The organism is Phenylobacterium sp. (assembly GCF_030693805.1).
Lineage (GTDB): Bacteria > Pseudomonadota > Alphaproteobacteria > Caulobacterales > Caulobacteraceae > Phenylobacterium.
Genome location: NZ_JAUXZW010000012.1, coordinates 1 through 16,085, shown reverse-complemented (window position 1 = coordinate 16,085; position 16,085 = coordinate 1). Strand labels below are relative to the sequence as shown.

Sequence of the window (16,085 nt, the reverse complement as noted above, 5' to 3'; positions counted from 1 at the left end):
CGCGAGGGCGCCGCGATCGAGGACTTCAAGCGGCCCGACCGCGTGGTGGTCGGCACCGACGACCCGCAGGCGCGCGCGGTGATGACGGAGCTCTACCGTCCGCTCTATCTCAACGAGACGCCGATCGTGTTCACCGCCAGGCGAACCTCGGAACTGATCAAGTACGCGGCGAACGCCTTCCTGGCGCTGAAGATCACCTTCATCAACGAGATCGCCGATCTTTGCGAAGCGGTGGGCGCGCATGTGCAGCAGGTGGCCCGCGGCATCGGCCTGGACAACCGCATCGGCGGCAAGTTCCTCAACGCCGGCCCGGGCTACGGCGGCTCGTGCTTTCCCAAGGACACCCTGGCGCTGGTGCGCACCGCGCGCGACGCGGGTTCGCCGGTGGCGCTGATCGAGACCACCGTGGCGGTGAACGACGCGCGCAAGAAGCAGATGGCCGAGAAGGTCGCCCGCGCCCTCGACGGCGATGTCGCCGGCAAGACGGTCGGCGTGCTGGGCCTCACCTTCAAGCCCAACACCGACGACATGCGTGATGCGCCCTCCCTGGACATCGTCCCGGCCCTGCAGGCGCTGGGCGCGAAGGTGCAGGCTTTCGATCCGGAAGGTCTGCACGAGGCGCGCCAGTTGCTGCGCGACGTGGATTTCAAGGACAGCCCTTACGACGTGGCCGAGGGCGCCGACGCCCTGGTGATCATCACCGAATGGGATCAGTTCCGCGCGCTGGACCTGGACCGCATCAAGCTGCTGATGAAGCGGCCGGTGCTGGTGGATTTGCGCAACATCTACAAGCCGGACGACATGCGCGCCCGCGGCTTCAGCTACACGAGCGTCGGTCGGCCGCTGACGGGACCGATCACCGGCAAGGCCTGATCCCGAGGCGCTCTAGAGACCCTGAGCCATGGCGGCGAGGATCACGCCGATCCAGAGGACGCCGGCCCAGACGGCCGCACCGAGCGCCAGGACGAACGCAAGGCAGGCCAGCGACTTCGTGCACCTTTGCACGCCCGGCGCCACACCCCCATGCATAGGGAGCCGCAGCATGTTTCCTCCAGTTCGTTTATCGCGCGCCGGTCGAGCGGCGCGGACCATTACGAATCTGACATGAAACCCGCGGATTGGACAGGAGTTCGTTTACGCTAGGTCAGGCTGCCGCCTTCTTCACCGCGGCGGCGATCTCGCGGACCACCTGGGAGACCAGTTTCTCGTCGTCGCCTTCGGCCATGATGCGAATCAACGGCTCGGTGCCCGAAGCGCGCACCACCAGCCGGCCCGCGCCGTTCAGCCGCTGCTTGGCTTGGGCGATGACGCCCTGGACCTGCTCGCTCTCCAGCGGTTTGCCGCCGACGAAGCGGACATTCTCGAGTTTCTGCGGTGCAGGCTCGAACTGACGGGCGAGCGCGCTCATCGGCTTGCCGGATTCGCGCAGGCAGGCCAGCACCTGCAGCGCTGCGATGAGCCCGTCGCCGGTGGTCGAGAAGTCAGAAAGAATAATGTGGCCCGACTGTTCGCCACCCAGGTTGAAGCCGCCCTCGCGCATGCGCACCATCACCGAGCGGTCGCCTACCGGGGTGCGCTCAAGGGTCAGTCCGCGCGCTTCCAGGAATCGCTCCAGGCCCAGGTTGGACATCACGGTCGCCACCACGCCGCCGCCGGTCAGCCGCCCCTGGCGCGCCCAATGGTCGGCGATCAGCGCCATGATCTGATCGCCGTCGACGATCTGGCCGCGCTCGTCGCTGATCACCAGCCGGTCGGCGTCGCCGTCCAGGGCGATACCCAGGTCGGCGCGGTAGTGCTTGACCATCCGCGCCATGGCCTGGGGCGCAGTCGACCCGCAGTCCTGGTTGATGTTGAAGCCGTTGGGCTCGACGCCCAGCGGCAGCACCTCGGCGCCGAGCTCCGACAGCGCCAGAGGGGTCACCTTGTAGGCTGCGCCATTGGCGCAATCGATGACGACGCGCAGGCCGGCGAGGCTGAGCTTCCTCGGGAAGGTCGCCTTGGCGATCTCCACATAGCGCGCCTGCGAGTCGTCGATGCGGGCGACGCGGCCGAGTTGCGAGGGACCGGTAAGGCCTTCGTCCAATCCACCGGCCATCAGCGCTTCGATCTCGATTTCGCGGGCGTCCGACAGCTTGAAGCCGTCTGGGCCGAACAGCTTGATGCCGTTGTCGGAGAAGACGTTGTGCGAGGCCGAGATCATCACGCCCAGGTCGGCGCGCATGGAGCGGGTCATCATCGCCACGCCCGGCGTCGGCATCGGCCCTAGCAGGCGCACGTCCATGCCGACGCTGGTGAAGCCCGCCACCAGGGCCGGCTCGATCATGTAGCCGGACAGGCGCGTGTCCTTGCCGATCACCACCAGATGGCGGCGTTCGTCCTGCGACATGAACACCCTGCCCGCAGCCATGCCGACCCGCAGGGCGACCTCCGCGGTCATCGGATGGCGGTTGGCTTCGCCGCGGATGCCGTCAGTGCCAAAGAAGGCGCGCTTGTTCATACGTCAGCTCTCGAAACGATCGGAAACCGAGATTTAGTCGACTGCGCGTTTGCGAATGCTAAAGGCCGCGGGGGCGACGCAGTCCTGTAAGCCCGATTTATCACAAAGGATGGCCCATGTGCGGCATCATCGGCATCGTGGGAACGAGCCCGGTGCAGGCGCGGCTGATCGAAAGCCTCAAGCGCCTCGAGTACCGCGGCTACGACTCCGCGGGGATCGCGGGCGTCCGCGACGGCCGCGTCGAGCGCCGCAGGGCCAAGGGAAAGATCCGGGCGCTGGAGGAGGTGCTGGCGGAAGAGCCGCTGCACGCCCAGACCGGCATCGGCCACACCCGCTGGGCGACCCACGGCGCGCCGTCAGAGCGTAACGCCCACCCTCACCGCGCAGGCCGCGTGACCCTGGTCCACAACGGCATCATCGAGAACTTCGCCGAGCTGCGCGCCGAACTTCAGGCCCAGGGCCGGGTGTTCGAGAGCGAGACCGACACCGAGGTGATCGCCCAGCTCATGGATGCGCGCCTGGACGACGGCCTGGAACCGCTGGCGGCGCTGAAGGCGACCCTGGACCGGCTGACCGGCGCCTACGCGCTGGCCGTGCTGATCGACGGCTGCAACGACTTGATCCTGGGCGCTCGCCGCGGCAGTCCGCTGGTGGTCGGCTACGGCGCCGGCGAGATGTTCCTAGGCTCCGACGCGCTCGCCGTTGGGCCCTTCACCAATCGCATCGCCTACCTGGACGAGGGCGATTTCGTCTCCGTCGACCATGCCGGCGCCCACGTATTCGACGCCGCCGGCCATCCAGTCTCGCGCCCCGCCCACGCAGTTCCCGCCTCCGCGGCGCTGGTGGAGAAGGGGAACTACCGGCACTTCATGGAGAAGGAGATTCACGACCAGCCGGACGCCTGCCAGCACACGCTCTCGGCCTATGTGGACGCCGTGTCGTCGCGCGCCCAGGCGCCGGGCGGCGTGGACTTCGCCGAGGTCGAACGGTTGCAGATCGTCGCCTGCGGCACCTCGGCCTACGCAGGCCAGATCGGCCGCTATCTGTTTGAGCGCCTGGCCGGCCTGCCCGTGGACGTGGAGGCCGCGTCGGAATTCCGCTACCGCGAGCCGGCGGTGACGCCGGGCACGCTGGCGGTCGGCATCTCTCAATCGGGTGAAACCGCCGACACCCTGGCGGCGCTGCGCTGGTGCAAGGCCAGGGGGCTCGCCACCGCCGCCCTGGTCAATGTCGATCAATCGACGATGGCCCGCGAGGCCGACATCCTGTGGCCGACCCATGCCGGTCCCGAGATCGGCGTCGCTTCCACCAAGGCGTTCACCGGACAGGTCACAGCCCTCACCGCCCTGGCCATCGCCGCGGCGGTCGCGCGCGGGCGCATCGACGCCGAGGAAGAGGCCCGCCTCACCCGGCTGCTGCTGGAGGCCCCGCGGCTGATCGCCGAGTCCATCGCCATGGAGGACGCCATCCGCCTGCTGGCGCCCGAGTTGGCGAAGGCGCGCGACGTGCTCTACTTCGGCCGCGGCCCGATGTTCCCGCTGGCCTTGGAAGGCGCCCTGAAGCTGAAAGAAATCAGCTATATCCACGCGGAAGGTTACGCAGCCGGCGAGCTCAAGCACGGCCCCATCGCCCTCATCGACGAGGCGACGCCGGTGATCGTGCTGGCCCCCTCCGACGACCTGTTCGACAAGACCATGTCGAACATGAGCGAGGTGATCGCGCGCGGCGGTCAGATCGTGCTGATCACCGATGCGCAGGGTGCGCGCCACGCGCCGGCGGGCGTGCGGGTGCTGGTCGGGCCGGCGTGCGACCCGCTGATCGCACCGCTGGTGTACGCCGCGCCGATCCAGTTGCTCGCCTACCATGTGGCCGTCCACAAGGGCGCCGACGTCGATCAACCGCGCAACCTCGCCAAGTCGGTGACCGTCGAATAGCGCTTGCTGGATTTCCCGCGCGGCGTCGGCTAGTTGCGAGCCGGACGGAGGACGCGGATGACCAAGCGGGTGCGTAAGGCGGTGCTGCCGGTGGCGGGTCTGGGGACGCGGGTTCTGCCCGGCGCCAAGACCACGCCGAAGAACATGCTGAATATCTTCGACCGGCCGATCCTGTCGTACATCGTCGACGAGGCGCGGGCCGCCGGCATCGAGCATTTCGTGTTCATCGTCGGCCGAGGCCAAGGCGCGATCGAGGATTACTTCGACGCCAATCCGGAGCTGGAGACCACGCTCCAGACCAAGGGCAAGACCGACATCCTGGCCGAGGTGCTGGCCGAACTGCCGAAGCCGGGCGAGATGAGCTTCATCCGCCAGATGGCCCCGCTGGGCCTGGGCCACGCGGTGTGGTGCGCCCGCGACGTGATCGGCGACGAGCCGTTCGCGGTGATGCTGCCGGACATGTTGATGGCGGCCCCGCGCGCGGCGCTCGCCCAGGCGGTCGACGCCTACGACAAGGTCGGGGGCAACATCGTGGTGGTGGAGCCCGCGCCCGAAGGCGAGGCGCACAAGTACGGCATCGTCGCCCTCGACGGCCGCGAGGGCCGTCTGAACCGAATGACCGGCATGGTCGAAAAGCCGCCGCCGGGGACCGAGCCCTCGAACCTGTTCATCAGCGGCCGCTATATCCTGCAACCCGACATTTTCGATCGCCTGGAACGCCAGGAACGCGGCGCGGGCGGCGAGATCCAGCTCACTGACGCCATGGCCCGGTTGATGGCCGACCAGCCGTTCCACGCGCTGGAGTACGAAGGCGTGACCTACGACTGCGGCGACAAGATCGGCCTGCTTCGGGCCAATGTGGCCTTCGCACTGGCGCGCCCGGACATGGGCGAGGCGGCGCGCGCGGCGATCCTCGCCCTGCTCTGACCGAGCGATGAAGCTGTTCGTCTTCGGCTACGGCTATGCGGCCCGCGCCCTGGCCCGGCGGCTGACGCCGAAGGGCTGGAGCATCGCGGCGACCTATCGCGACGACGACGACGCCGAACGCATGCGCGCCGAGGGGGTCGAGCCGGTGGCCCTCGGCGATGAAGCTGCGCTGGCGGCCCAGCTCGCGTCCACTGACGCCCTGCTGATCACCGCCCCTCCCAGCGCCGCCGGATGTCCGGCGCTGAAGCCCCTGGTTCCGGCCCTGGCCCGCGCCGGCGCCTTTCCGGACTGGGTCGGCTACCTCTCCACCACCGGCGTCTACGGCGACCGCGGCGGGCGTTGGGTGTTCGAGGACGGACGCCTCGCGGCGCTGTCCACCGAGGGCGCGCGGCGCGTCGCCGCCGAACGCGATTGGCTGCAGGTCGGTCGCGGCATGGGCCTGACCGTGTGCGTGTTCCGCCTGCCCGGCATCTATGGACCGGGGCGCTCGCCCTTCGACCGGCTGCGGGCCGGGACGGCGCGGCGGATGGCGGCGGACGGCCAGGTGTTCTCGCGCATCCATGTGGACGACCTGGCCGCGGGACTTGAAGCTTCGATCGCCCGCCCACGCGCCGGCGGGATCTACAACCTATGCGACGACGAGCCGGCCTCCGGCGCCGAGGTGGTGGCTCACGCGGCAGGATTGATCGGCGTCGAACCACCGGCCCAGACAGCTCTGGACCTGGACGCGATGTCCCCGCAGGCGCGGCGCTTCTATGCGGAGAACAAGCGGGTCTCGAACGCACGGGCGAAGGCCGAGCTTGGCTGGCGGCCGGTCTATCCGACCTATCGCGAAGGCCTGCGTGCGGTGCTGGCCGCCGGCGGTTAGCCGCAGAGCTCCTCCACCGCGGCCAGCAGGCGGGCGATGTCCTGCGGGCGCGACAGGCGGTGATCGCCGTCGCGGATCAGGCTGAACACCAGGTCGCGGCTTTTGAGGGCCTGGGCGAGCTCCAAGGCGTGGCGCCACGGCACGTCGGGGTCCTCGCCGCCCTGCAGGATGCGCACTGGCGCCTCGATCGGGACCGGCCCCGGCAGGATCGACCAGCGCGCGCCGTCCTCCAGAAGCGTGCGGGTGATTGGATATGCGTCGCCGTATAATGAGGGTCGCAGCCACACCCCATCAGTCTCCAGGGCGCCACGTGCATCGGCCGACAGCGCCGGCGTCATGAGCTTCTCGGTGAAATCCGCTGCCGGCGCGACCAGCACCATGCCTGCAACGCGCTGCGCCCGCACCATCGCCGCGAGGCAGGCGATCCAACCGCCCATGGATGAGCCGACGATAATCAGCGGGCCTTTTGTCAGCTCGTCGATCGCCGCCAGCGCGTCCTCGCGCCAGCGGGTGATCGTGCCGTCGGCGAAATCTCCGCTGGAGGCGCCGTGACCGAAATAGTCGAAGGCGAGGAAGCCCCTGCCCTCAGCTTTCGCCCAGTCCGCCAGCGCCAGCGCCTTGGTCCCAGCCATGTCGGAGCGGAATCCGCTCATCCACACGATGGTGGGCGATGCGCCCGCGACGGCGCGCCAGGCGATGTGCTCGCCGCCCGGGCGGGGCAGCATTCCGGTGGATTCGTTCATGCCCCGGCCTTTACCACAGCGCACGAGGCGCTATGCAGGGTGCACGATGCTGCCGCCAGACTTCACGCTGCTGCAAGTCGTCCCGGAACTGGAAACGGGCGGCGCCGAGCAGACGACGATCGACGTGGCCCACGCCGTGGTCCGCGCCGGTGGCAAGGCCTTGGTCGCCACGCGGGGCGGCCGGATGACCGCCAGGCTCGAATCGGACGGCGGCCGACTGGCGCAGATGCCGGTGCAGTCGAAAAACCCGCTGGTGATGCTGGGCAACGCCGCCCGGCTGGTCGACCTGATCCATCGCGAGAAAGTGAGCATCATCCACGCCCGCTCGCGCGCGCCGGCGTTCTCGGCGCTGTGGGCGGCGCAGACCACGAAGACGCCGTTCGTGGCCACCTACCATGGGGTCTACAACGCCCAGAGCCGGCTGAAGCGCTGGTACAACGCAGTGATGACCCGCGGCGACCTAGTGATCGCCAATTCCGACTACACGCGCGACCACGTGCTGGGCCAACATAAGGTTGCGCCGGAGAAGATCGTCACCATCCCGCGCGGCGTCGACCTGGAGCGCTTCAACCCCGCGTGGGTGACGCGCGACCGGGTGGACGCTCTGCGCAGCGCCTGGGGCGTGGATCCCGACGACCGCCGCATCAAGTTCGTGCTCGCCGGCCGCATGACCCGCATCAAGGGGCATCTGCTGATCGCGGAGGCCGCAGGGAGGCTGAAGGCCGAGGGGCGCGACGATTTCATGGTGCTGATCGTCGGCGACGACCGCGGCAACACCGACTATCGCGCCGAGGTCGAGGCGGCGATCGCCAAGGCCGGCGTGACCGACGAGATCCGCCTGGTCGGCCACTGCGACGACATGCCGGCGGCCTATATGGTCGGCGACGCGGCGATGCTGCCGACCACCAAACCGGAGTCGTTCGGCCGCACAGCGGTGGAGCCGCAGGTGATGGGCCGCCCGGTGCTGGCGTCCGATCACGGCGGCACCACCGAGACGGTGGTCAACGGCGAGACCGGCTGGCTGGTCGCGCCCGGCGACGTGGCCGCCTGGGCGAGTGCGCTGGGCCGGGCGTTGCATGCGGGACGCACGCGGCTGTCGGCCATGGGCCAGACGGCCGCCAACCGCGCGCGGAGGCTCTATTCGGTGGACGCCATGTGTGATGCGACCCTGGCCGCTTACGGCCGCGTGCTCGAGGCCCGCGCCTGATGGCGCCGGTGATCCAGCCCCAGATCCTGGTCATCAAGCTGGGCGACCTGGAATCGTTCGTTCAGTCGCTGGGCGCGATGCAGGCGATCCGCGAGGCCCACCGCGACGCGCGCATAACCCTGCTCACCTCGACGCCGTTCGAGCCGTTGGCCAAGGCCTCTCCGTACTTCAACGCCGTCGAGCTGGACTCCGGCGGCGGCTTCGCCACCGGCATGCGCCTGCGCGCCTCGCGCTTCAGCCGCGTCTACGACCTGGAGGGCGGCGGCGGCTCGGCGCAGATCCGCCTGGGCCTGTGGCCTGGCCCGACGTGGTTGCGGTCGGCGCCCACAACCGATGGCGAGACACCGCCGCCGGACCTGTCGTGGATCCTGCAGAAGACCGCGCCCGAGCGCGCGTCCAGCAGCGGCCAGCGCAAGCCCTATGTGCTGTTCATTCCCGGCGGCGGATCGAAGAAGCCGCAGGACCGGTGGCCCGGCGAGCGCTTCGGCGAGCTCGGCAAGCTGCTGCACGATCGCGGCTTCGACATCGTCGTGGTCGGCGCGCCGCAGGACGCGAACCTCGCCCGCGACATCCAGCGCAAGGTCGGCGCGGCCCGCGACCTGACGGGAGCCAGCGACTACGCGCGCATGGCGGCCCTGTGCGCACGCGCCGCCCTGGTGGTCGGCGGAACCCATGAGGCGATGCATCTGGCAGCCGCGGTCGGCGCGCCGACGATCGTCGTGCTGCCGCGCAGCGCCGACCCGGCCAAGGCCGCGCCGCGCGGCCATGTCACCGTGCTGCAGGCCGACGTCCTGGCCGAGCTTCCGGCCGCCACCGTGGCCCAGGCCGCCAACACGCTGACGCCTGCGCCGGCTCGCGGCGCTTGATCGTGCGCGGACGCTTGGCCATATAGTCGAAGGGAATATCCGATACGCTCGAGCGCTTCGGCCGTTCCTCGCTGTAACAACCCACGGAGCATAGCCTATTCGCCGCCCCATGCAGTCGCCTCCCGTCAAGGACGGGCCGCGCATCAACGACGACATCCGCGTCCCCCGCGTTCTGCTGATCGATCAGCACGGCGAGAAGCAGGGCGTGGTGCCGACGACCTCCGCGCTGGAGGCCGCCGAGGAAGCAGGCCTGGATCTCGTCGAAATCGTCCCGAACGCGGATCCGCCCGTCTGCAAGATCCTGGACTACGGCAAGTTCAAGTTCCAGGAACAGAAGAAGAAGAACGAAGCGCGCAAGCGGCAAAAGGTCGTCGAGATCAAGGAGATCAAGCTCCGCCCCAACATCGATATCCACGACTATGAAGTGAAGTCGCGCTCGATGTACCGGTTCTTCGAAGAGGGCGACAAGGTCAAGGTGACGCTGCGCTTCCGCGGCCGCGAACTGGCCCACCCGGAACTGGGCATGAAGCTGCTGCAGAAGGTGCGCGCCGATTTCGACGAGGTCGCCAAGTGCGAATACGAGCCTCGTATGGAAGGCCGCCAGATGATCATGATCCTCGCCCCGCGCTGATCGGCCGGGCAGACTGAGCGATCAACGCCGCGTCGCACCAACGACGCGGCGTTTGCATTGCGGCTGGCGTGAACAGCGGCTGAGCGCCGCCGGCCTTGCGTTCACCCGCCGTTTCACGTAATCACCCGCCCCTTCGGAACCGTCTGGCCCAATGGCATGCCAGGGCGGTTCATCAATACGCCAGAGGACGGGGCTTTTACGGCTCCGCAGAGAAATGCCGAAACTGAAGACCAAATCGGGCGCCAAAAAGCGCTTCAAGATCACTGCGTCCGGCAAGATCAAGGCCGGCGTGGCGGGTAAGCGGCACAGGCTCCTGAGCCACAGCGCCAAGTACATCCGCCAGAACCGCGGCACCAAGGTGATGAGCGATTCCGACGCTAAAATCATCAAGACCTACCTGCCTTACGGCCTGTGATCCTAGGAGCTTAGACAGACATGGCTCGCGTCAAACGGGGCGTAAGGTCCCACGCCAGGCACAAGAAGGTTCTTGAGCAGGCCAAGGGTTTCTATGGCCGCCGCAAGAACACCATCCGCACCGCCAAGGCCGCGGTCGACAAGGCCGGCCAGTACGCCTATCGCGACCGCAAGGTCCGCAAGCGCAACTTCCGTTCGCTGTGGATCCAGCGGATCAACGCCGCGGCGCGTCTCGAGGGCATGACCTACGCCCGATTTATCCACGGCCTTGACCTGGCCGGGATCGAGATGGACCGCAAGGTGCTCTCCGATATCGCGGGGAACGATCCCACAGGCTTCAAGGCCATCGCAGACAAGGTCCGCGCCGCCCTGGCCTAAGGAGTTCGCGAGCTGCCTGCTCAGCGCATCCAAAAGCCCTCCGGCGACGCGTCGGAGGGCTTTTTTGCGCCCGCTTCCCGCAATCCGATCGACACGCTAGAGCAAGCACCCATGACGAACCTCGCAGACCTGGAAGCCGCCAACGCCGCGCTGATCGCCGCGGCCCCCGACACCGCGACGCTGGACGAGGCCCGCGTCCAGATTCTGGGCAAGGTCGGCAACGTCAGCCTGCTGCTGAAAACCCTGGGCGCGATGAGCCCGGAGGAGCGCCGCGAGCAGGGCCCGGCGATCAACGGCCTGCGCGAGCGGATGGCCGAGCAGATCGCCGCCCGCAAGGCGGCGCTGGAGGCCGCCGAACTCGACGCCGAACTGGCGGGGGTGCACGTGGACCTGACCCTGCCAGCGCCGCCACGCCGCCGCGGTTCGGTGCATCCGACCATGCAGACGATGGACGAGATGATCGCCATCTTCGCCGACATGGGCTTCTCGCTGGCCGAGGGGCCGGACATCGAGACCGACTTCAACAACTTCACCGCCCTGAACTTCCCGCCGAAACACCCGGCGCGGGAGATGCACGACACTTTCTTCCTGCCGGAAGACGCGAACGGCGAGCGCAAGGTGCTGCGCACCCACACCAGTCCCGTGCAGGTGCGGGTGATGAACCGCACCAACGAGAAGCTGCCCAACTGGATCGCCCAGGGCCAGGAGCCGCCGATCCGGGTGATCGTGCCCGGCCGCACGTTCCGCAAGGACAGCGACCAGACCCACACGCCGATGTTCCACCAGATCGAAGGCCTGGTGATCGACCGCAACATCCACATGGGCCACCTGAAGTGGACGCTGGAGACCTTCATCGCCCGGTTCTTCGAGACGCCGGAGGTGGTGACGCGCTTCCGCCCCCACCACTTCCCGTTCACCGAGCCGTCGGCCGAGATCGACGTGCGCTGCGACCGCTCCGGCGGCGAGGTGCGCATCGGCCAGGGCGACGACTGGCTGGAGATCCTGGGCTGCGGGATGGTGCACCCCAATGTGCTGCGCAACTGCGGTCTCGATCCCGACGAGTGGCAGGGTTTCGCTTTCGGCTGCGGCGTCGACCGGCTGGGGATGCTGAAGTACGGCATGCCCGACCTGCGCGACATGTTCGCCAGCGACGTGCGTTGGCTGCAGCACTACGGCTTCTCGCCTTTCGCCATGCCGGACCCGGCGACGGGGCTGTCGTGACTTCGATGTCTTCAAGCACCTGCTCTCCTGAGGAACGGGCCGCAAGGCCTGGATCTGACCGATGAAATTCACTCCGTCCTGGTTGCGCGAGCATCTGCAGACCGACGCGTCCACGCCGCGCATCGTCGAGGCGATGACCATGGCCGGGCTCGAGGTCGAGCACGTTGACGACCCCGCCGCCAAGCTCGCCGCCTTCTCGGTCGCGAAGATCGTCTCGGCCGTGCAGCACCCCAACGCCGACCGGCTGCAAGTCTGCCAGGTGGACACGGTCGACGGACGCAAGGAGATCGTCTGCGGCGCGCCGAACGCGCGGGCGGGCCTGACCACCATCTACGCCCCGATCGGCGCCTATGTGCCCGGCAGCGGCGTAACCCTGGAGGCGCGGCCGGTGCGCGGCGTGGTCTCCAACGGCATGCTGTGCTCCGCCCGCGAGCTTGAGGTCTCCGAGGAATCCGACGGCATCCTGGAACTCTCGGGCGATCTGGCGGTGGGCGCGCGCGCCGCCGAAGCGCTGGGCCGCGAGGCGGTGATCGACTTCGAGGTGACGCCGAACCGACCCGACTGGCTGGGCGTCGCCGGCATCGCCCGCGACCTGGGCGCGGCCGGCGTCGGCAAGCTGAAGGACCTGTCCGTGGCGCCGGTCACGGGCGCGTTCGCCAATCCGGTGGAGATCCGCCTGGACGGGTCGGACGCCTGCCCGGTGTTCGCCGGTCGGCTGATCCGCGGCGTCAAGAACGGCCCCTCGCCGGCCTGGCTGCAGGACCGCCTGACCTCGATCGGCCTGCGTCCGATCAACGCCCTGGTCGACGTGACCAACTTCATCTCCTACGACCGCGCCCGCCCGCTGCACGTCTACGACGCGGCCAAGCTCGCCGGCGGCTTCATCGAGGCGCGGCTGGGCCGTGACGGCGAGACGCTGGAGGGCCTCGACGGCAAGACCTACCAGGTCACCGCCGAGATGAGCGTGATCGCCGACGCCTCGGGAGCCATCGGCCTGGGCGGGGTGATGGGCGGGGCGTCCACTGGCTGTTCGGAGGCCACCACGGAGGTGTTTGTCGAGAGCGCCTGGTTCGATCCGATCCGCACCGCCCAGACGGGTCGCGTGACCGGCATCACCTCCGACGCCCAGTACCGCTTCGCGCGTGGGGTGGACCCCGAGTTCGTGGTCCCCGGGCTGGAACTCGCCACCGCATTGATCCTGCAGATCTGCGGCGGCGAAGCCTCGCACGTTTCGGTGGCCGGCCGTGCGCCGGCGCCGCCCGCCCCTATCACCTTCGACCGAAGCTATGTCCGCAGGCTGTCCGGCCTGGAGGTTGGCCCTCAGCGCATCGACGCGATCCTGCGCGACCTGGGTTTCACGGTGGAAGCCAGCCAGGTGACGCCGCCGTCCTGGCGTCGCGACGTCGACGGCAAGGCCGACCTGGTGGAGGAAGTGGCGCGCATCGAGGGCTTCGACGCCCTGCCCACCGAGCCGCTCCCGCCAATGGCGACGGCGGTCGGCGGCGTGCTGACGCAGCGCCAGCGCCGCATCCGCACCGCGCGCCGCGCCCTAGCCGCGACGGGCTACGCCGAGACCATCACATGGAGCTTCACCGCCCAGGCCAAGGCCGCGCTGTTCGGCGGCGGCCAGCCCGAGCTCGTGGTGACCAACCCCGTCGCCTCGGACCTGGACGCCATGCGGCCGTCGATCCTGCCGAACCTGATCGAGGCGCTGGGTCGCAATGCGCGCCGGGGTTTCGCCGACGCCGCCCTGTTCGAGATCGGCCCGGTCTATCGCGGCGACCAGCCGGCGGACCAGGCGACGATGATCACCGCGGCGTTTGCGCCACGCCCGCAGCGTCGCTGGGACGGCCGCGACCTGGATCCGGTGTTCGAGCTGAAGGCGGACCTTATGTCCCTGCTCGACGAGCTGGGAGCGCCCACCGCCTCGCTTCAGATCGCCCAGAGCGGGCTGGCGGACTGGTGGCATCCCGGCTGCGCGGCCGTGCTGCGGCTGGGCAAGCAGGTGGTCGCCGAGTTCGGCGAGCTGCATCCGCGCGTGCTGAAGGCGTTGGATGTCGAGGGCCCGGTGTACGGCTTCGAGATCGCGGTCGAGGCGATCCCCGAGCCCAAGCGCAAGGCGACCAAGACCAAGCCAGCCCTGAAGCTCTCGGCGCTGATGCCGCTGCGTCGAGACTTCGCCTTCGTGGTCGATGAGGCGGTAGCCGCCGGCGAGCTCGCCCGCGCCGTGCAAGGCGCCGACAAGGCGCTGATCGCCGAGGCGCGCGTGTTCGACGTCTATCAGGGACCCGGCGTCGCCGAGGGCTCGAAGTCGGTCGCCGTCGAAGTCACCGTGCAGCCGCAGGAGAAGACCCTGGCCGAAGCCGAGATCGAGGCGCTGTCGGCCCGCATCGTCGCGGCCGCGGGCAAGGCGACCGGCGCGAAACTGCGCGCCTGACGTAAGCCCGTCATCGAAGCGTCACGCCGCCGTTAACCTTCGCCGCTAGTCCAGCTTACGCCGGAGGTCCGGCGGGGGCGCGGGCCGCCCCTTTGCGCGAAGGGGAATCCGGATGATCGACGTCGGCGGGATCAAGGTTTTCGACGCTGCGCCGTCGCTGCAGGGCGCCGTGGCGACGCCGCTCGGCGCCGACGCGGTGCAGCTGATCCGCCTGGGCCAGTTCACCGGCTCAGGCGCGGTCGCCGCAGGGCGGGCCGAGTCGGTCGACTTCGACGCCAGGTCCGACAACCTCTACGTCACCAACCTCGCGCAGGGGCGCATCGACATCGCCCATCTCGGGGCCGATGGAGCGACCAGCGCCAACGGTTCGATCGACCTGAATGGCCTGCCGGCCTACGGCGGCGTGAACTCGGTGGCGGTTAAGAACGGCGTCATCGCCGTCGCCTATCAGAACACCGCTGGGGACCAGTCCGGCTACGTCGCGCTTTACGACACCGCCACCAACGCGCTGATCAAGACCATCGCGGTGGGCGTCCTGCCCGACCAGGTCGTGTTCAGCCCCGACGGCAAGAAGCTGCTGGTGGCCAACGAGGCCGAGACGGTGTCGCCGACCAACAACCCCGCCGGCTCCATCAGCATCATCGACATTTCGGGCGGCGCGGCGAATGCGGCGGTCTCCAACACCATCTCGTTCGGCGCGCTGAACGGATCGGAAGCCGCGCTGAAGGCCCAGGGCCTCGCGCTGTTCCCGGGTCAGGCGGCGGGGAACGACATCGAGCCCGAGTACATCACCATCTCGCCCGACGGCACGCGCGCCTATGTGACCCTGCAGGAGGTCAACGGCGTGGCGGTGATCGACCTGACCAACCCCGCGGCCGATCGCCCGATCGCCATCCAGCCGCTGGGCGGGATCGACCGCACGTTGGCCGGCAACGCTTTCGATCCCAACGACCAGAACGGAGTGTCGATCGGCAATTTCGACATCGTCAGCTTGCTGCAGCCCGACGCCATCGCCAGCTTCAGCGCGGGCGGCGCGACCTATTTCATCACGGCCAACGAGGGCGACGCACGCGTCGGCGGCCTGGTCGACGAAGGCCGGCTCTCGGCGAACAGCTACAAGCTCGATCCGACCGCCTACCCCGACGCTGCAGCCATCAAGGCCAGCGCCGGACGCCTGAACGTGCTGTCCAATGTCGGCGACACCGATGGCGACGGCGACTACGACCAGATCACCACCTTCGGCGGGCGCGGCGTGTCGATCTTCCGCCAGAACGCCGACGGCACGATCACCAAGGTGCGCGAAACGGGCGGCGAGTTCGAGGCGATCATCGCCCAGAAGTTCCCCAACCTGCACAACACCGAGAACGGCGCGACGCCGGACAACCGCTCCGACAACAAGGGTCCCGAGCCCGAAGGCGTCGCGGTCGGCGTGGTGGGCGACAGGATCTACGCCTTCGTGACGCTGGAGCGCGTCGGCGGGGTGATGATCTACGACGTCACCGACCCGACCCAGGCTAGCTTCGTCGGCTACAAGCCCGCGACCAGCCAGGACTATGCGCCCGAGGTGGTGAAGTTCGTGTCCGCCGCCGACAGCCCCACCGGCCAGGCCCTGCTGATCAGCGCCAACGAGGTCAGCGGCACGACGACGATCTACACCATCGCCAACCAGAGCGAGGGCGCCGACAGCATCACCGGCAGCGCGCTCGGCGACCGCATCGAGGGCCGTGGCGGCGGCGACACCATCGCGGGCCTGGCCGGCGACGACACCCTGGACGGCGGCGCGGGCGTGGACCTGCTGCGCGGCGGCGTTGGCGACGACACCTACATCGTCGACGTGGCCGCCGACCGCATCGACGAGCGCCAGGGCGAGGGGACCGACACCATCCAGACCGGGCTCGCCTCGTTCACCCTGAGCGGTCAGGTGGAGAACCTGCGTTTCACCGGCGACGGGACGCATTCCGG

Annotated in this window: 15 protein-coding genes; 12 read left to right on the top strand and 3 right to left on the bottom strand. The window is 68.9% G+C overall.

Annotation, left to right across the window (positions count from 1 at the left end; genetic code table 11):
* A partial coding sequence (locus tag Q8M88_RS00770) for a UDP-glucose/GDP-mannose dehydrogenase family protein (RefSeq protein ID WP_305594094.1) occupies positions 1–873 on the top strand: 873 nt, incomplete at its 5' end.
* A 12-nt stretch (positions 874–885) separates the two neighbouring features.
* On the opposite strand, the gene Q8M88_RS00765 is transcribed toward Q8M88_RS00770, so the two are convergent.
* On the bottom strand, positions 886–1,044 hold the full coding sequence (locus tag Q8M88_RS00765; RefSeq protein ID WP_305594092.1) for a hypothetical protein: 159 nt from the start codon (positions 1,042–1,044) through the stop codon (positions 886–888).
* Positions 1,045–1,144: 100 nt separating this feature from the next.
* The gene (gene glmM / locus Q8M88_RS00760; protein WP_305594091.1) at positions 1,145–2,497 is read right to left on the bottom strand and encodes a phosphoglucosamine mutase; all 1,353 of its coding nucleotides are present in this window, start codon (positions 2,495–2,497) and stop codon (positions 1,145–1,147) included.
* A 116-nt stretch (positions 2,498–2,613) separates the two neighbouring features.
* Here glmM and glmS point away from each other — a divergent pair, with 116 nt between their 5' ends.
* The 3 genes from glmS to Q8M88_RS00745 are packed head-to-tail and all read left to right on the top strand — an operon-like array spanning position 2,614 to position 6,226.
* Complete coding sequence (gene glmS, locus Q8M88_RS00755) at positions 2,614–4,431, top strand: glutamine--fructose-6-phosphate transaminase (isomerizing) (RefSeq protein ID WP_305594090.1); 1,818 nt, start codon at positions 2,614–2,616, stop codon at positions 4,429–4,431.
* A gap of 57 nt (positions 4,432–4,488) precedes the next feature.
* The gene (locus Q8M88_RS00750) at positions 4,489–5,358 is read left to right on the top strand and encodes a UTP--glucose-1-phosphate uridylyltransferase (RefSeq protein ID WP_305594088.1); all 870 of its coding nucleotides are present in this window, start codon (positions 4,489–4,491) and stop codon (positions 5,356–5,358) included.
* A 7-nt stretch (positions 5,359–5,365) separates the two neighbouring features.
* A complete protein-coding gene (locus Q8M88_RS00745; RefSeq protein ID WP_305594086.1) occupies positions 5,366–6,226 on the top strand; it encodes an SDR family oxidoreductase in 861 nt (286 codons plus the stop codon).
* Here Q8M88_RS00745 and Q8M88_RS00740 read toward each other — a convergent pair.
* Complete coding sequence (locus Q8M88_RS00740; RefSeq protein WP_305594084.1) at positions 6,223–6,969, bottom strand: carboxylesterase; 747 nt, start codon at positions 6,967–6,969, stop codon at positions 6,223–6,225. The two genes, Q8M88_RS00745 and Q8M88_RS00740, sit on opposite strands and share 4 nt — an antisense overlap.
* Before the next feature lie 46 nt (positions 6,970–7,015).
* On the opposite strand from Q8M88_RS00740, the gene Q8M88_RS00735 reads away from it, so the two are divergent.
* The 8 genes from Q8M88_RS00735 to Q8M88_RS00700 all read left to right on the top strand — a co-directional run.
* Entirely contained in the window at positions 7,016–8,176 is a 1,161-nt protein-coding gene (locus Q8M88_RS00735; RefSeq protein WP_305594082.1) for a glycosyltransferase family 4 protein, read from the top strand.
* Positions 8,176–9,042, top strand: a complete 867-nt coding sequence (locus Q8M88_RS00730) for a glycosyltransferase family 9 protein (RefSeq protein ID WP_305594080.1) — start codon at positions 8,176–8,178, stop codon at positions 9,040–9,042. The genes Q8M88_RS00735 and Q8M88_RS00730 overlap by 1 nt, the downstream gene beginning before the upstream one ends.
* Positions 9,043–9,151: 109 nt before the next feature.
* Positions 9,152–9,673, top strand: coding sequence for a translation initiation factor IF-3 (gene infC / locus Q8M88_RS00725; protein WP_305594078.1), 522 nt, complete (start codon positions 9,152–9,154; stop codon positions 9,671–9,673).
* A gap of 214 nt (positions 9,674–9,887) precedes the next feature.
* Positions 9,888–10,088 carry a 50S ribosomal protein L35 gene (gene rpmI, locus Q8M88_RS00720; RefSeq protein WP_305594076.1) on the top strand — a complete coding sequence of 67 codons (201 nt, stop codon included), beginning with the start codon at positions 9,888–9,890 and terminating at the stop codon, positions 10,086–10,088.
* Positions 10,089–10,108: 20 nt separating this feature from the next.
* Entirely contained in the window at positions 10,109–10,465 is a 357-nt protein-coding gene (rplT, locus tag Q8M88_RS00715) for a 50S ribosomal protein L20 (RefSeq protein ID WP_305594074.1), read from the top strand.
* Between the two features lie 111 nt (positions 10,466–10,576).
* Positions 10,577–11,686: a phenylalanine--tRNA ligase subunit alpha gene (pheS, locus tag Q8M88_RS00710; protein WP_305594073.1), complete on the top strand. Its 1,110-nt coding sequence runs from the start codon at positions 10,577–10,579 to the stop codon at positions 11,684–11,686.
* A gap of 61 nt (positions 11,687–11,747) precedes the next feature.
* Positions 11,748–14,123: a phenylalanine--tRNA ligase subunit beta gene (pheT, locus tag Q8M88_RS00705; RefSeq protein WP_305594071.1), complete on the top strand. Its 2,376-nt coding sequence runs from the start codon at positions 11,748–11,750 to the stop codon at positions 14,121–14,123.
* A gap of 112 nt (positions 14,124–14,235) precedes the next feature.
* Positions 14,236–16,085: choice-of-anchor I family protein (locus Q8M88_RS00700; RefSeq protein WP_305594069.1), on the top strand; the 1,850-nt coding region annotated here is incomplete at its 3' end.

Excerpts from the sequence above, each read along its gene's own strand:
- Q8M88_RS00765 (WP_305594092.1), bottom strand. The coding sequence starts at position 1,044 with ATGCTGCGGCTCCCTATGCATGGGGGTGTGGCGCCGGGCGTGCAAAGG.
- glmM (WP_305594091.1), bottom strand. The coding sequence starts at position 2,497 with ATGAACAAGCGCGCCTTCTTTGGCACTGACGGCATCCGCGGCGAAGCC.
- glmS (WP_305594090.1), top strand. The coding sequence starts at position 2,614 with ATGTGCGGCATCATCGGCATCGTGGGAACGAGCCCGGTGCAGGCGCGG.
- Q8M88_RS00750 (WP_305594088.1), top strand. The coding sequence starts at position 4,489 with ATGACCAAGCGGGTGCGTAAGGCGGTGCTGCCGGTGGCGGGTCTGGGG.
- Q8M88_RS00745 (WP_305594086.1), top strand. The coding sequence starts at position 5,366 with ATGAAGCTGTTCGTCTTCGGCTACGGCTATGCGGCCCGCGCCCTGGCC.
- Q8M88_RS00740 (WP_305594084.1), bottom strand. The coding sequence starts at position 6,969 with ATGAACGAATCCACCGGAATGCTGCCCCGCCCGGGCGGCGAGCACATC.
- Q8M88_RS00735 (WP_305594082.1), top strand. The coding sequence starts at position 7,016 with ATGCTGCCGCCAGACTTCACGCTGCTGCAAGTCGTCCCGGAACTGGAA.
- Q8M88_RS00730 (WP_305594080.1), top strand. The coding sequence starts at position 8,176 with ATGGCGCCGGTGATCCAGCCCCAGATCCTGGTCATCAAGCTGGGCGAC.
- infC (WP_305594078.1), top strand. The coding sequence starts at position 9,152 with ATGCAGTCGCCTCCCGTCAAGGACGGGCCGCGCATCAACGACGACATC.
- rpmI (WP_305594076.1), top strand. The coding sequence starts at position 9,888 with ATGCCGAAACTGAAGACCAAATCGGGCGCCAAAAAGCGCTTCAAGATC.
- rplT (WP_305594074.1), top strand. The coding sequence starts at position 10,109 with ATGGCTCGCGTCAAACGGGGCGTAAGGTCCCACGCCAGGCACAAGAAG.
- pheS (WP_305594073.1), top strand. The coding sequence starts at position 10,577 with ATGACGAACCTCGCAGACCTGGAAGCCGCCAACGCCGCGCTGATCGCC.
- pheT (WP_305594071.1), top strand. The coding sequence starts at position 11,748 with ATGAAATTCACTCCGTCCTGGTTGCGCGAGCATCTGCAGACCGACGCG.